The sequence below is a fragment of the Arthrobacter sp. ISL-65 genome, from assembly GCF_018613795.1.
Lineage (GTDB): Bacteria > Actinomycetota > Actinomycetes > Actinomycetales > Micrococcaceae > Arthrobacter.
On the sequence record NZ_JAGGPN010000050.1, the window covers coordinates 1 to 15,087 of the forward strand.

Annotated in this window: 12 protein-coding genes; 4 read left to right on the forward strand and 8 right to left on the reverse strand. The window is 67.6% G+C overall.

Annotated elements, in window-relative coordinates; genetic code table 11:
• The 6 genes from J7I85_RS21060 to J7I85_RS21085 all read right to left on the reverse strand — a co-directional run.
• A partial coding sequence (locus tag J7I85_RS21060; RefSeq protein WP_214856918.1) for an aldo/keto reductase occupies positions 1–242 on the reverse strand: 242 nt, incomplete at its 3' end.
• Positions 243–298: 56 nt separating this feature from the next.
• Positions 299–3,178, reverse strand: a complete 2,880-nt coding sequence (locus J7I85_RS21065) for a molybdopterin-dependent oxidoreductase (protein WP_214856919.1) — start codon at positions 3,176–3,178, stop codon at positions 299–301.
• 2 nt (positions 3,179–3,180) lie between these two features.
• The gene (locus tag J7I85_RS21070; RefSeq protein WP_214856920.1) at positions 3,181–4,125 is read right to left on the reverse strand and encodes an FAD binding domain-containing protein; all 945 of its coding nucleotides are present in this window, start codon (positions 4,123–4,125) and stop codon (positions 3,181–3,183) included.
• On the reverse strand, positions 4,116–5,522 hold the full coding sequence (locus J7I85_RS21075) for an XdhC family protein (protein ID WP_214856921.1): 1,407 nt from the start codon (positions 5,520–5,522) through the stop codon (positions 4,116–4,118). The genes J7I85_RS21070 and J7I85_RS21075 overlap by 10 nt, the downstream gene beginning before the upstream one ends.
• A gap of 180 nt (positions 5,523–5,702) precedes the next feature.
• Positions 5,703–7,250: an NCS2 family permease gene (locus tag J7I85_RS21080; RefSeq protein ID WP_214856922.1), complete on the reverse strand. Its 1,548-nt coding sequence runs from the start codon at positions 7,248–7,250 to the stop codon at positions 5,703–5,705.
• A gap of 15 nt (positions 7,251–7,265) precedes the next feature.
• Positions 7,266–7,760 (reverse strand): nucleoside deaminase, encoded by a 495-nt coding sequence (locus J7I85_RS21085; RefSeq protein WP_214856923.1) that lies wholly within the window; start codon positions 7,758–7,760, stop codon positions 7,266–7,268.
• 411 nt (positions 7,761–8,171) lie between these two features.
• On the opposite strand from J7I85_RS21085, the gene J7I85_RS21090 reads away from it, so the two are divergent.
• Both J7I85_RS21090 and ligD read left to right on the forward strand, forming a co-directional pair.
• On the forward strand, positions 8,172–9,560 hold the full coding sequence (locus J7I85_RS21090; protein ID WP_214856924.1) for an 8-oxoguanine deaminase: 1,389 nt from the start codon (positions 8,172–8,174) through the stop codon (positions 9,558–9,560).
• Between the two features lie 45 nt (positions 9,561–9,605).
• Positions 9,606–10,850 (forward strand): non-homologous end-joining DNA ligase, encoded by a 1,245-nt coding sequence (gene ligD, locus J7I85_RS21095; RefSeq protein ID WP_214856925.1) that lies wholly within the window; start codon positions 9,606–9,608, stop codon positions 10,848–10,850.
• Positions 10,851–10,986: 136 nt separating this feature from the next.
• On the opposite strand, the gene J7I85_RS21100 is transcribed toward ligD, so the two are convergent.
• A complete protein-coding gene (locus J7I85_RS21100; RefSeq protein WP_214856926.1) occupies positions 10,987–11,160 on the reverse strand; it encodes a hypothetical protein in 174 nt (57 codons plus the stop codon).
• 376 nt (positions 11,161–11,536) lie between these two features.
• Between J7I85_RS21100 and pucL the strand changes: the two genes are divergently transcribed.
• Entirely contained in the window at positions 11,537–12,445 is a 909-nt protein-coding gene (gene pucL / locus J7I85_RS21105; protein WP_214856927.1) for a factor-independent urate hydroxylase, read from the forward strand.
• Positions 12,446–12,672: 227 nt separating this feature from the next.
• The gene (locus tag J7I85_RS21110) at positions 12,673–14,154 is read left to right on the forward strand and encodes a nucleobase:cation symporter-2 family protein (protein ID WP_214856928.1); all 1,482 of its coding nucleotides are present in this window, start codon (positions 12,673–12,675) and stop codon (positions 14,152–14,154) included.
• A gap of 92 nt (positions 14,155–14,246) precedes the next feature.
• Here J7I85_RS21110 and J7I85_RS21115 read toward each other — a convergent pair whose 3' ends face one another.
• The gene (locus J7I85_RS21115) at positions 14,247–15,002 is read right to left on the reverse strand and encodes an IclR family transcriptional regulator (protein ID WP_214856929.1); all 756 of its coding nucleotides are present in this window, start codon (positions 15,000–15,002) and stop codon (positions 14,247–14,249) included.
• Between the last annotated feature and the right edge of the window lie 85 nt (positions 15,003–15,087).

The following is a 15,087-nucleotide window of genomic DNA, read 5'->3' on the forward strand; positions in this document are numbered from 1 at the left end:
GTGGCCACCGTGATGCCCGTGCCCGGGTTGTCGGCGAGGAACGCCCCGATGGCCTGTTCGCTGCGGCCGTCCCCGTAGACGTCCGCCGTGTCGAAGAAGGTCACGCCGGCCACAGCAGACGCCGCGAGGATGGCCTGTGCCTGTGCCGGGTCAACGTTGCCCCAGTCCGCGCCGAGCTGCCAGGTTCCCAGTCCAACGACTGAAACGTTCCGTCCGGTCTTGCCTAAGATGCGCTGTTCCATCCCCCGACTATATGTTGCCAACGCCGCGCGGGCTCACTTCGCGCGCCCGTCGCGGTTCATGGGGCGCAAAGTGACTCCGCGTTGCCCGGACCAGCGGAAATGCTCTCACCAGCGGGAACACCGTCAGCCGCAGGAACTAGCCCCGCCTCCTTCAGCCCGAGGTAGATCCTGTCCCGGGCTATCGGCAGCTCTGCGAACCGCACGCCGGTGGCATTCCGGATGGCATTGGCCAGCGCCGGCGCCACGGGGTTGAAGGGGCTTTCGCTCATGGACTTGGCTCCCAGCGGTCCCAGCGCATCGTTGGTGTCGGCGAAGTACACCTCGCTGCGCGGCACGTCGGCGAAGGACGGGATGTGGTACTGCCGGAGGATGTCCGTGGTGACCCGGCCGGCGTCGTCCACGCGGACCTCCTCGTAGAGTGCGGCACCCAGCGCCTGGGCGATGCCGCCCTCGATCTGGCCCCGGCACTGCCGCGGGTTCACCACGACGCCGGCATCGGCCGCCTGCACGCTCTGCAGGATCCGCAGCTCACCGGTCCCAGTGTTCACGGCCACGCGGAAGCCGTGGACGTTGAAGGCCACCGAGCGCGGCGTTCCGCCCCAGCGCCCCTCGGCCTCGAGTTCGACGCCGGCCTGCCGGGCGGCGTCGAACAGTTCACTAAGCGGCACCCTGGTTCCTTCGCAGACGACGGCATCGCCGTCGAGCACGCATCCGGACGACTGGATTTGCCGGACGCCGGCGGCGAACGCCCGGATCCGGACGGCCAGTTCTTCGGCCGCGGCGAGCGTGGCTTTGCCGGCCACCACGGTGCCGGCCGAGCCAAAGGCGCCGGTGTCGTGCTCGATCAGGTCCGTGTCGGACTGCCGGACCGCGACCCGCGCGGCCACGGTGGACAGCGCCGTCGCCGCCAGCTGCGCGTGCACCGTGGTGGTGCCGTTGCCGAATTCGGCGGTTCCGACGTCGGCGGCGTACGTTCCGTCGGCCAGGAGCCGGATCTTCGAATGGGCGAAGTGGCCCCGCGGCGGCACGGTGTCGATCATGGACAGCGCCGTGCCCTCCCCCGTAACCCAGTCCGGCCCCAGGTCATCGAGGCCGGCAGCCCGGTAGCGTTCGCGGCCGCGTTCCAATGCGTCCTGCACCAGGCGCGTGCATTGGTCCAGCCCGTAGCTTCCGTAGTGGACGTCCTCCTCCGGTTCGGAATGGGTGGACAGCATGTCGTCGCCCTCGCGGACCATGTTGCGGCGGCGGAACTCCAGCGGGTCCATGCCGATGCCGGCGGCCAGTTCGTCGATGGCCGATTCGATGGCGAAGATCATCTGGCTGAGCCCGTAGCCGCGGAACGCTCCGGAGGGCACGGTGTTGGTGTAAACGGCGAGCGCGTCGACCTTCTTGTTGGCGCACTTGTACACGGCAAGGGATTCGCCGCAGCCGTGGAACATGACGCCGGGGGCGTGGTTGCCGTAGGCGCCCGTGTTGGTGAGGACGTCCAGCTGCAGCGCCGTGAGCCTGCCGTCACTGCTGGCGCCCGCCTTGAGCTTGATGGTGAACGGGTGCCGCGTGGTGCTGGCGGTGAACTGCTCGGTCCGGGTGAACTCCAGCTGCACGGGGCGCCGCAGCTTCAAGGCTGCGAGGGCGGCGATGTCCTCAGTCAGGACTTCCTGCTTTCCGCCGAAACCGCCGCCCACCCGGCCCGCCACCACGTGGACCTGCTCCTCGGGCAGCCCGAACACGCGGCAGAGCGTGCGGCGCACCAGGAACGGAACCTGGCTGGACGTGCGCACCTGCAGCCGGCCGTCGTCGTCCACCGAAGCGATCGCAGCGTGTGTTTCCAGCGCCACGTGCTGGACGCGCTGGGTCCGGTAGGTCTGCTCGTGGATGAAGTCCGCCGCCGCGAAGCCGTCGCTGACGCTGCCAAGTTCGGTGTGCAGCCCCGCCACAATGTTCCGCTCGGGCTGGGCGATCCGCGCCATGCCGGCGTCCTTGTCCCCGTGCACGGCGGGGGCACCGGGCCGGATGGCATCCTGCGGGGTGAACACCGCGGGCAGTTCCTCGTACTCAACGCGGACCGCGCGCACGCCCGCTTCCGCCGCGCCCACCGATTCGGCGACGACGGCGGCCACCCGCTGGCCGCGGAACCTCACCACGGTGTCCAACAGCCGGGTGTCGTCGGGGTCGTCGGTGTAGAGCTCGTGCTGGGCGCTGGAATACAGCTGGGCGGGGGCGTCCTCGGCGGTGAGGACGGCCACCACTCCAGGCACCTCCATGGCACCCGCGGTGTCGATGGACAGGACCCGGGCGTGCGCATGCGGCGAGCGCACGAGCTTCAGGTGCAGCAGGCCGGGCAGCGCCTCGGCCGGGACGTCCAGCGTGTAGCGCGCCTGCCCCGTGACCACTGCGCGGCTGGCCGGGGCCGGAACGTTGTCGCCCAACCGGCCGGGCTCCGGGGCGGGCTGCCCCTCGCCGGCGATCCCCGAACCGGGGCCCTCCGGGGCCGGGTGGCCTTCGTGGCCGCAGACGGCGTCCGCGATGGCCCGGTACCCGGTGCAGCGGCACAGGTTTCCCTTCAGGTTGCGCGGCAGGTTTCCCTTCTGCGCGTCGTCGAACGTGGCCGCCGTCATCACCATGCCCGCCGTGCAAAAGCCGCACTGGAAGCCCTGGCGGTCCAGGAACTGCTGCTGCACCGGGTGCAGGTCAGCTCCCTCGCTCGTGGCTGGGAGGCCTTCGATGGTGGTGACGGCATGGCCTTCGGCGCGCACGGCCGGGTAGATGCAGCTGTGCACCGGAGTGCCGTCCACGTGCACAGTGCAGGCACCGCAGTCGCCGCCGTCGCAGCCCTTCTTCACGCCGAGGTTGCCCTGCTCCCGGAGGAACGTGCGCAGGCACTGGCCGGGCCACGGCTGTGCCTCTACCGGCGCACCGTTAATTTCCATGGCCATGCTCAGGCCTCTCTCTTCGTCTGCCGGGTTGGCTGCGTCTGCCGGGCCGGCTGCTGTGTCATTTCCGGTGGCCAGAAGTCGCCGGACACTGCTGCCGGCGCCCCTGCCGGCATGCCCAGTTCTGCCCGGATTTCCTCCGCGAGCCGGCCCGTCATGTCGTGGCGCCACGCTGGCAGCCCGTGGATATCGTCGTGATAGAGGCCCGCCGGGATGGCGGCCTCGAGTTCGCCCGCCAGTTCCGGCGCGTCCGGCAGGGATCCGAACCGGAGCTGCACGGGCCGCTTCGTGGCGGCGGTGACGGTGAGCGCAAACCGGCCGTCGCCGTCGAGCCTTCCGATCAGCAGCACCCCCGACCTGCCGAGGTTGCTCAGCGAGAGCCGGCGGAACGCCACCCGGGAGGACAGGGCCGACGCCGGCAGGTTGACGCTGCGGAGCAGCTCGCCGGGCGCCAGTGCGTTTTGCCCGTCCCCGGTGATGAAGTCGGCCACCGGGAGTTCCCGGCGGGATCCTCCCGGGCCGAGGACCGTGGCCGTGCCGTCCAACCCGGCGCACAGCGAGATCATGGGCCCGGCGGGCAGGGATGTGCACAGGTTGCCGCCCACGGTGGACATGTTCCAGACCTTGAAGGACGCCACGAAGGAGTCGCAGCAGGGCCGGACCAGGTCCAGGCCGGGCCAGTCCCTCGTGCCCTGTTCTGCCAGCTTCTCCGGGAGCGCGTACAGTTCGGCGACGGTGCAGGTGGCGGCCAGCTCGATGCCGTTCGCGGTCACGGTGACGGCTTGCCAGCCGGCCGAGCCGAGATCCAGCAGGCGCCGCAGCGGCTCCGGACCGAAAGCCGTGCTGCCATAGGAAAAGAGGACGGTGCCGCCCGCGAGCCAGGCGTCGCCGTCGCGCCAGTCGGCGGGGTCGGTGGTGCGGACCACCGCCTCGATGGTGTTCATGTCCATGCGATCTCCTGAGGTGCCTGTTCTGTATTTGATGCCGGTGCCCTGCTGGCTGCCGGTTCTGCCTGGGGTGCTTGTTCCGGGCCGGCGCTCCCGCCGGCGGGCATCGAATGGATAGGGCCGGTGCCGTCCCGCAGCGGGGCGCAGGCGGCGGCACCGGTGCGGGACGCGATCAGCTCGGCCGTAATGGAGACCGCCACTTCCGCCGGTGTGACGGCACCAAGATCCAGTCCGATCGGCGAATGCAGCCGTGCCAGCCGCTCCGGTGCCACGCCGGCCTCGAGCAGCCCGTCGATGCGGTGCCGGTGGCTGCGGCGCGAGCCCATGGCGCCGACGAAGGCAACGTCCAGCCCCAGTGCTTCCTGCAGCAGCGGGATGTCGAACTTGGGGTCGTGGGTGAGGACGCAGATGACAGTGCGGGAGTCGATGCGCCCCGCCACGGCTTCCGCGGCGAGATACCGGTGCGGCCAGTCGGTGGCCACCTCGTCTGCCGCGGCGAAACGCTCCTGCGCAGAGAACGCCGGCCGGGCATCGCACAGCGTGACGCGGTAGCCGAGCAGCTTGGCGGCCGGCACCAGGGCGGCGCCAAAGTCGTTGGCACCGAACACCAGCAGCCGGGCCTGTGGCAGGCGGCTCTCCACCAGCAGGGTCACTGGCTCGGGCGATGTCGCCCCACCCTCCATACCGTGACCCTCCGTACTGCGGGCACCCCGGACAGAAACGCCACAGCCCTGCGGCGGCGCCAGCCGGACCAGTCCCGTCCGGCCCCCGCGCAGCAGCGGTTCGAGCTGGGCCGCGGCCGCCAGGAGTGCTTCCTGTCTGGCCCCAGCGTCCAGGTTCAGAGCGTCCAGGCCCAGCAGTGCCGCGAGCTCCGCCGATTCCGCCGCCCGGAAGCTCCCCGGATCAGGAATCACGACGACGGCGGGCGGCTGGGCGGCCGCAACACCCATTTTCCCGGCAGCCCCCAGTGCACTGCCGGACAGGGTTCCGCCGGTCCCGCTGTCGATGCGCCGGATCAGTGCCAGCGGCCGTTCGGGGTCCCCGCCCGCGAACTTCCAGAGGACCCCGAGCCCGGCGGCACTGCCGTCCAGGGGCTGAATGTGGACCTCCAGCTCACCGCCGCAGGTGAGCCCGACGGCGAATGCGTCCTCGCTGCTGAAGCCGAACGCCTCAAGGCGGGTGCCGCCGTCGGCCATCACTTCCAGCGCCGAGGCAACCACGGCACCCTCAACACAGCCGCCGGAGAGGCTGCCGAGGATCTCGCCCGACTCGGACACCAGCATGGAGGTCCCGGGCGGGCGCGGCACGGAGCCGCTGGCGGTGATGATGGTGGCGACGGCGCACCGTTCCCCGGAGGCCGCCGGGCGCCAGCCGGCCAGAGAAGGCATCAGATCCAGCATGGCAGCACTCCCTCTTCCCGTGCGATGGTGCCCATATTCTCGTTCCTATCCTTGGTTGTGGAAAGCGTACGACGCCGGTCCAGCCCGGCGACGCGCAAACGGTCCGGGGATGCGCGGATTCCCGTATCGTCCGGCCGTTTGCGCGTCGCCGGCATTTTCCGCGTCCCTAAGCCCCGGTGCCTACGCCCCGAGCAGGGCGCTGACCGGACCCCGCGCGAAGTAGACCACGAAGCCCACGGTCACCACCCACATCAGCGGGTGGATCTTCTTCGCCTTGCCGGAGGCCGCGCCGATGACGGCCCAGCTCACGAAGCCCACGCCGATCCCGTTGGCGATCGAGTAGCTCAGCGGCATGGTGACGATCGTCAGAAAGGCAGGCAGTGCCACCGCGAACTTGGTGAACTTGATCTCGCGGATTTGCGCCATCATCATCGCGCCCACAACCACCAGGGCGGCGGCCGCCACCTCTAGCGGCACCACGCTGGTCAGCGGGGTGAGGAACATGGAGCCCAGGAACAGCGCGCCGGTGACCACCGAGGCGAGCCCGGTGCGCGCCCCCTCGCCGATCCCCGCAGCGGAGTCGATGTACACGGTGTTGGAGGAACCTGACGTGGCGCCGCCAACCACTGCGCCGACGCCTTCGACGATGAAGGCGGACTTGAGCCGGGGGAACGTGCCGTTCTTGTGCGCCACGCCTGCGCTCTTCGCGAGCCCGGTCATGGTGCCCATGGCGTCGAAGAAGTTGGTGAAGACGAGCGTGAACACCAGCATGGTGGCCGCGAGTCCGCCGATTCGGCCGAAGGCGCCGAACAGGTCGAACTGCCCCACGAGGCCGAGGTCCGGCGCGGAGACCAGGTGGCCCGACAGCACCGGTGTGTTCAGGTGCCAGCCGCCGGGGTTGGTTTCGCTGGCGGGGCCGATGTGCAGGATTGCCTCGACGACGGCGGCGAGCGCCGTGGTGGCCACGATGCCGATGAGCAGGCCGCCCTGGACCTTCCGTGCCACCAGGATGCCCATGACCAGCAGGCCCACGATGAACACCATGGTGGGGATGGAGGTGATGGAGCCGTTGTCGCCGAGCTGGACCGGCGGGCCGCCGGTGGTGGCCTTGACGAAGCCGGAGTCCACGAAGCCGATGAAGGCGATGAACAGCCCGATGCCCACCGTGATGGCGGCCTTCAGCTCCTTGGGCACGGCCCTGAAAATCGCGGTCCGTGCGCCGGTGACGCCAAACAGGACGATCAGGATGCCGTTGATGACCACCAGGCCCATGGCCTCGGCCCAGGTGACTTCCTGGATCACGGCCACCGCGAGGAAGGAGTTGATGCCAAGTCCCGCGGCCAGGCCGAACGGGAGGTTGGCGATCAGGCCGAACGCGATGGTCATGACCCCGGCTGTCAGCCCGGTGACCGCGCCCACCTGTGCCGCCGAAAGCCAGCCGCCGGCGACGTCCGTCGGGGCGTTGTCCGCGCTGAAGCCGCCGAGGATCAGCGGATTCAGGATGACGATGTAGGCCATCGTGAAGAAAGTGACCAGCCCGCCCCGCACCTCGCGGGCCACGGTGGAACCGCGCCGGGTGATGTGGAAGAAGCGGTCAAGGAACGAGTTCGACGCCGGGGGCCTGGGGCTGTTGCTCCGCTGGGCTTTGCCGGGTGCCGGGTTCTGCCCTGTCTGCCCTGCGCCCGGAAGCGCAGCCTGCTGTTCAGCGGTATTGTCCAGGATTGTCATGTCAGCCACCGGGCCCTAGTAGTCAATCCTGGAGTCGAGCGTGTTCCAGGTGTTGAACGGTTCCAGGATGGCCGGCGCTTCGGGGTGGCCCAGCTCGAGCTTGGAGACCGGCATCAGGGCGTGCCGGTCCTCGTTGTCGAAGTACTCGTAGAAGACGGCGTCGTCGAAGCCCACGGAGGCGGCGTCGTGCCGGTCCGCGGCGAAGACCACGCGGTCGATGCGGGCCCACAGCGCCGAAGCGAGGCACATGGGGCATGGCTCGCAGCTGCTGTAGAGGGTGGCTCCGCGGAGGTCGAAGGTGTCAAGCCCGCTGCACGCGCGGCGGATGGCCGTGACCTCGGCGTGGGCGGTGGGATCGTTGTCGGCGGTGACCCGGTTGACGCCGTCGAACGCCTGACCGTCGGCGGTGACGATCACTGCTCCGAACGGTCCGCCGCTGTTTAGGACGTTGGCGGTTGCCAACCGGATGGACCTGGCCAGGAATGCCTCGGCCGTGACGGTGGTACTCATGATGCGACTCCCTTTGCTGTGGAAGCCGGTACCCCGCGGGCGGAACGGAAAGGACCAGATGCGACGGTTACCAGGCTTCAGCATGTGCTTTTGAAGGTTAAGTTGCGCCTGGTAGATAGCTTCCCCGGAGTCCGGGTGCCCGCCTTTGGCAACTTGAGATTAGCACCGGAATGTGGTTCACGCCATAGTTTTCTGGAAACTTAATTTCGCAATGTGAAATGCGTGTTTCTGGCGGCTCACGACTGGCTGCTTCCGGGGGGCCACTTCCCGTTGTCACAAAGCGCGCCCATTGACCGCGCTCCCGCGCCCGCCTACGCTGGTGCCGACTCGCTGCCGTCGGGCAGCATATCCCCTGGATCAGCAGACAGGACTACTGAGCTGGAAAATCAGCACGCTCAGACAAGGACCCTCATGACCCAGATCTTTGACCTTCCATCGACGCACCCGGCCGCCGAATCCCGGCTCTGGATCCGGAACCCGCTGGCGGCCTTCACCGCCAACAGCCTCGACGCATCGGGCGGACTGGTGGTGAGCGGCGGCAGGATTGTGGAGGTACTTGGCGCCGGACAGACGCCGTCGGATCCCTGCCAGCAGACCTTCGACGCCGGCAACCACGTCCTGCTGCCCGGCCTGATCAACACCCATCACCACTTCTACCAAACGCTTACCCGCGCCTGGGGCCCGGTGGCCAACGCTCCCCTGTTCCCCTGGCTGCAGAACCTCTACCCGGTCTGGGCCAGGCTGACTCCTCGGGATCTTGAACTCGCAGCCACCGTGGCCCTCGCCGAACTGCTGCTCTCCGGCTGCACCACCGCTGCCGACCACCACTATCTCTTCCCCGCAGGCATGGAGGACGCGATTGACGTCGAAATCAGCGCCGTCCGGCGCCTCGGCATGCGGGCCACGCTGACCCGGGGTTCCATGACACTGGGAGAGGACGACGGCGGGCTGCCGCCGCAGTCGACGGTGCAGGCACCGGAGGCGGTGCTGGCGGACAGCGAACGGCTGGTCCGCGAGTACCACGAGCGCGGGGAGGGTGCCGTGATCCAGATTGCGCTGGCGCCCTGCTCGCCGTTTTCCGTCACCAAGGAGATCATGGCCGAGAGCGCCGCGCTGGCAGAGCGGCATGACGTCCGGCTCCACACCCATCTCGCGGAAACCCTCGATGAGGAGCAGTTCTGCATCGAGACGTTCGGGCTGCGCACAGTGGACTACCTGGACAGCGTGGGCTGGCTGACGGACAGGACATGGCTGGGCCACGGCATCCATTTCAGCGATGCTGAAATCGCCCGGCTGGGAGCGGCGGGAACCGCCGTCGCCCACTGCCCGACGTCGAACATGCGACTCGCGTCCGGCACAGCACGGGTGCTCGAACTGGAGGAAGCGGGAGTGCCCGTGGGGCTGGGAGTGGACGGATCGGCGTCGAACGATGCCTCCAACATGATTCTCGAGGCGCGGCAGGCGCTGTACCTGCAGCGGCTGCGCTACGGCGCGCACGTGCCGGTGGAGCGGGCACTGGGCTGGGCGACGCGCGGATCCGCGGCGGTGCTGGGCCGGCCGGACCTGGGCCAGCTGGCACCCGGGATGCAGGCGGACCTGGCCCTGTTCCGGCTGGACGACCTGCGGTTCTCCGGCAGCCACGATCCCCTCGCCGCCCTGCTGCTGTGCGCCGCCGACCGCGCCGATCGCGTGATGGTGGGCGGCGAGTGGCGGGTGATCGACGGGCAGATTCCCGGACTGGACGTGGCCGGCCTGATCGCGGAGCATTCGGCGGCGGCGCGGCGGCTCGTGAACGGCTGACGCCCCGCCGTTCCGGTGAGGTTTGCCAACTGCTAGCGTGGCGCCATGACTCCGTCGAAGACGCCGGCCGAAATCCTCGACATTGCCGGCACCGAGGTCCGCATCTCAAGCCCGGACAAGGTGGTGTTCCCGGAGCCCGGACTGACGAAGCTCGACCTCGTGCGCTACTACCTGGCCGTCGCGGATGGTGCGCTGCGCGGGGCATGCGGCCGGCCAATGGTGCTCAAGCGCTTCCCGAAGGGGATCGACGGGGAGGCGTTCTTCCAGAAGCGCGTGCCCGACAACCATCCCGATTTCATCGACACCACGACGCTGCACTACGCGTCGGGGACGTCCGCGGAGGAGGCGGTCATCCGGGATGCCGCGGGCCTGGCCTGGGTGGTGAATCTTGGCTGTCTCGACCTCAACCCGCATCCGGTGCGCGCCGAGGACCTCGAACATCCGGACGAGCTGCGGGTGGACCTGGATCCGATGCCGGGGGTCGACTGGTCCCAGATCGTTGACGTCGCGTATGTGGCGCGGGAGGTGCTCGACGACGCCGGGCTCGTGGGGTGGCCGAAGACGAGCGGGTCGCGGGGTCTTCACATTCTGGTGCGCATCGCGCCGGAGTGGTCTTACCGCGATGTGCGGCTCGCTGCCGAGACCCTCGCCCGGGAGGTCGAAAACCGCGCCCCCGGCCTCGCCACCGCGCGGTGGTGGAAGGAGGAGCGCGGTGAGAGTGTGTTCGTCGACTTCAACCAGAACGCGAAGGACCGCACCGTGGCATCGGCGTACTCAATCCGGCCGCTGCCTGACGCCCGGGTCTCGACGCCGCTCACCTGGGACGAGGTCCGCTCCGCCAGGCCGGAACAGTTCACGGTGCTCACAGTGCCGGAGCGCTTCGCCGGGGCGGGCGACCCACACACCGGCATCGACGACGCCGTCGGTAGGCTCGATGGGCTTCTCGCCTTGGCCGCCGAGCTCGGCCCCGCCGAGAAGGCGCCACGCGCGGGCAACGGCTCCGGCCGCCGGCAGTCCATAATGCCGCTCATTGAGGTGGCCCGCACTAAAACCAAACCGGAAGCACTCGCCGCGCTCGGCGAATGGAAGTCCCGGCACACGGACGTGGTGCCGTCGTTGCATCCGGCCGATGTGCTGGTCGACGGAATGCGCGGGTCAAGCTCGCTCTGGTACAGGGTGCGGGTGAACCTCCAGCATGTCCCCGAGGCGGAGCGTCCCCCGCAGGAGGAGCTCATCGCCGACTACGACCCGTGGGCCGGCAAGGAGTGGCCGGGCCGTCCCGGATCCTGACAGCCCTGGCAACGCGGACGTTACCGGAAAACGCGGAAATGGTCTGGCGACACAGAAATGGTCCGGCGACACCTGTATTCGGGTGTCGCCGGACCATTTGCGCATCGCGCGGCGGATACTGCGTCTTTGGCTGCGGCTATGGCCGCCTGCCGAAGACGGGAAGCGCCCGGAGCCACCGCGACAGGCCGCCGGAGCGCCGGTCGCAGTCGGCCGGGATGTAGAAGTCGGGATCCGTGGCGCCGAACGGCAGGTACAGCTCCTGGCCGGGTGCCGGAAATTCCGCGACGTTGTTCTGATCCTGCGAGTCCATCTGTTCCTCCTCGTTTCTTGCCTTGCCCGCTTTATATTTTCATAGAACGGAAATTAGTTTTTGATATGTGAAATCTTAGGGACACGCTCGAGGGTGCGTCAAGACCCCCAGCCGTAGCGTTCCGCACCAGCCCGGTCACAATCCGTTTTTTGAATTTGTGATGTACACCACCGGCATGCTGCGCTACGCTTTAGGTTAATTCGTGGCGCACGTCACGTAACCTGGGAGCAGCAGGCAGGGTCGTAATGAGCTGGCATCAACTACTGATGTCGGCTCATTTTTTGTTTGGGTCGACGCCACACGAAATGCGTGGGAAACACGCACTTAATTTCTATGTGGGACTTTCGTTCCACATACGGGAAGTTGGGAACAGACCATGAGCAACAAGATCGTCCTCGGCCACAACCAGTACGGCAAGGCCGAAGTCCGCGTCGTCAAGATCACCCGCGACACCGACCGCCATGAGATCGAGGATCTGAACGTCACCTCGCAGCTCCGCGGTGACTTCGAAGCTGCCCACCTTGAGGGCGACAACGCCCACGTGGTGGCCACCGACACCCAGAAGAACACCATCTACGCCTTCGCCCGCGAAGGGGTCGGCTCCCCCGAGGCGTTCCTGCTGCGCCTCGGCGAGCACTTCACCTCCAGCTTCGACTGGGTCACCGGCGGCCGCTGGGAAGCCGAGTCCTACGCCTGGGAACGCATCCAGGCGCACGGCAGCGCACACGACCACTCCTTCGTCCGCAAGGGCCAGGAAGTCCGCACCGCCGTCCTGGTCAGGGAGGGGGCAGCCACCCACCTGATCTCCGGGCTCAAGGACCTGACCGTCCTGAAGTCCACGCAGTCCGGCTTCGTCGGCTACCCGAAGGACAAGTACACCACCCTGCCCGAGACCACTGACCGCATTCTGGCCACCGACGTCTCGGCCCGCTGGCGCTTCAAGGCCGGCACCGATTTCAGCTCTCTGGACTTCAACAAGAGCTACGAGGACGTCAAGAGCCTCCTGCTTGAGGGCTTCACCGAGAACTACTCCCACGCCCTCCAGCAGACCCTGTTCGACATGGGCGCCAAGGTCCTGGAAGCCCACAGCGAGATCGAGGAAATCAAGTTCTCGATGCCCAACAAGCACCACTTCCTCGTGGACCTCTCGCCGTTCGGCCTGGACAACCCCAACGAGGTCTTTTTCGCAGCCGACCGCCCGTACGGACTCATCGAGGCCACCGTCCTGCGTGACGACGCCGAAGCAGCCGACGCCGCCTGGTCAGGCATCGCCGGCTTCTGCTAAACCGCAGCCAGCGGGCCCGCGGACACCACGCTCCGCGGGCCGGCCGGCCGGCACCAGCATTACCCCAAGGGTCCCGGGTTTTTGTACAGATATCGCGATTTAGACACCCCTTAGCCCCCGATAAGTGGACAAAGACTCCGGCCCCGGCCCGCACCACAAAACTCAAATTGTTAGCCAGACATTGTTAGCCAGACGAAGGCGTCTGCCATGAACCAAGAAAGTCTGCCATGAACATCACCAAGAAAAGCCGCCCAGCGGCAACCCGCCCGGAAGATCAGCGCCTCTCCATCGGCAGCACTTTCGCCTACGGATTCCAGCACGTCCTCACCATGTACGGCGGCATCATTGCCCCGCCCCTCATCATCGGCGCCGCGGCCGGCATGTCGTCCCAGGACATCGGCCTGCTGATCGCAGCCTGCCTCTTCGTCGGCGGCCTGGCCACCATCCTCCAGACGGTCGGCATCCGGTTCTTCGGCTCCCAGCTCCCGCTCGTCCAGGGCGTCTCCTTCGCCGGCGTCTCCACGATGGTGGCGATTGTCCACGGCGGCGGCGGAATCCAGGCGGTCTTCGGTTCGGTGATCGCGGCATCGCTGATCGGGCTGCTCATTACTCCGCTGTTCTCCAAGATCATCAAGTTCTTCCCGCCGGTCGTCACAGGCACGGTCATCACCACCATCGGCCTCACCCTGATGCCGGTGGCCGCCAACTGGGCCATGGGCGGCAACAAGGCCGCCCCCAACTACGGCAGCATGGCCAACATCGGCCTGGCCGCCGCCACCATGGCGATCGTCCTGCTGCTGAGCAAGGTGGGCAACGCCGCCATCTCCCGGCTGTCCATCCTGCTCGCCATGGTTCTCGGGACCCTCATCGCCTTCGCCTTTGGCATGGCTGACTTCTCCAAGGTGGGCACGGGCGAGATCGTCGCGTTTCCCACCCCGTTCGCCTTTGGACCGCCAACGTTCGAGATCGCGGCCATCATCTCCATGCTGATCGTCATCCTGGTGACGCTCACCGAGACCTCCGCGGACATCATCGCCGTGGGCGAGATCGTGGGCACCAAAGTCGATTCCAAGCGGATCGGCGACGGACTGCGGGCCGACATGCTCTCCAGCGCCATCTCCCCGCTGTTCAACTCCTTCACCCAGAGCGCCTTTGCGCAGAACGTGGGCCTCGTGGCCATCACCGGCGTCAAGAGCCGGTTCGTCGTCAGCGCCGGCGGCCTGATCCTGGTCATTCTCGGCCTCCTTCCGGTCCTTGGCCGGGTGGTCGCGGCGGTGCCGACGCCCGTCCTGGGCGGGGCCGGCGTCGTTCTCTTTGGAACTGTTGCCGCCAGCGGCATCCGGACGCTCTCCAAGGTGGAGTACCGCAACAACATGAACCTGATCATCGTGGCAGCGTCCATCGGCTTCGGCATGATCCCGATCGCGGCGCCGGCCTTCTACGACCAGTTCCCGTCCTGGTTCAGCACCATCTTCCACTCCGGCATCAGCTCCGCAGCGATCATGGCCATCCTGCTGAACCTGCTCTTCAACCACTTCAAGGCAGGCAACTCGGACAACCAGTCCGTCTTTGTGGCCGGCACCGGGCGGGTCGTCAAGGAGGAGGACCTGCACTGCCTGTCCAACGGGGACCGCTTCGAAGGCGGGAAACTGATCGACTGCGACGGCAAGGAAGTCCCCATCCAGACGTCATCCAGCTCCGAGCACTAGAAATCGATTAAGCGCGAACGGACAGTTGAGCCCCTCGAGATCGTGGGGCCTCAACTGTCCGTTCGCGCTGCACAGAAGGACGACGGAGGGGGTCAGTTTTGGTTGAGCTCGTCCGAGATGGCCTGGGCTGCTTCGCGGAGGAGCGGCACGGCGCGGTCGGCGAAGGACTGGTCCACTCGGGAGACCGGCCCGGAGACGGAGATGGCGGTGGGCGTGGGAGCGTTCGGCACGGCCATGGCGAAGCAGCGCACGCCGAGCTCCTGCTCCTCCTCGTCGATCGAGTAGCCGCGTTCCCGGATACGGTTCAGGTCCGCGATCAGGGAATCGAAGTCGCCGATGCTCTTGGCCGTCGGCGTAGGCATGCCGGTGCGGGTCACGATGCCGCGCACCACCTCATCGTCCAGCTGCGCCAGGATCGCCTTGCCGACGCCAGTGTCGTGGGTGTGGGCGCGGCGGCCCACCTCGGTGAACATGCGCATCGAGTGCAGCGACGGCACCTGGGCCACGTAAATCACCATGTCCGAGTCCAGCACGGCCATGTTGGACGTCTCCCCCAGCCGGTCCACGAGGGACTTCAGCTGCGGCCGCGCCAGGGCACCGAGCTGCTTGTTGGCGCCTTCGCCGAGCCGGATCAGCCGCGGGCCAAGGGCGTAGCGGCGGTTGGGCAGCTGACGGATGTACCCCAGTGCTACGAGCGTACGCAGCAGCCGGTGGATCGTGGGCAGGGGCAGGTCCGTGGAGGAAGAGAGCTCGCTGAGCGTGACGTCGCCGCCGGCGTCGGTGATCAGTTCCAAAAGTTCAAAGACGCGCTCTACGGACTGCACGCCTCCGGTGGCCTTTTCAGCCATGTAGCACTCTCCTGTTGCCTCGAATACGACAACTCTTATCCGTATCGTGAAAAAAGTTGCTTAGACAGCCAAAGATACAGCAAGA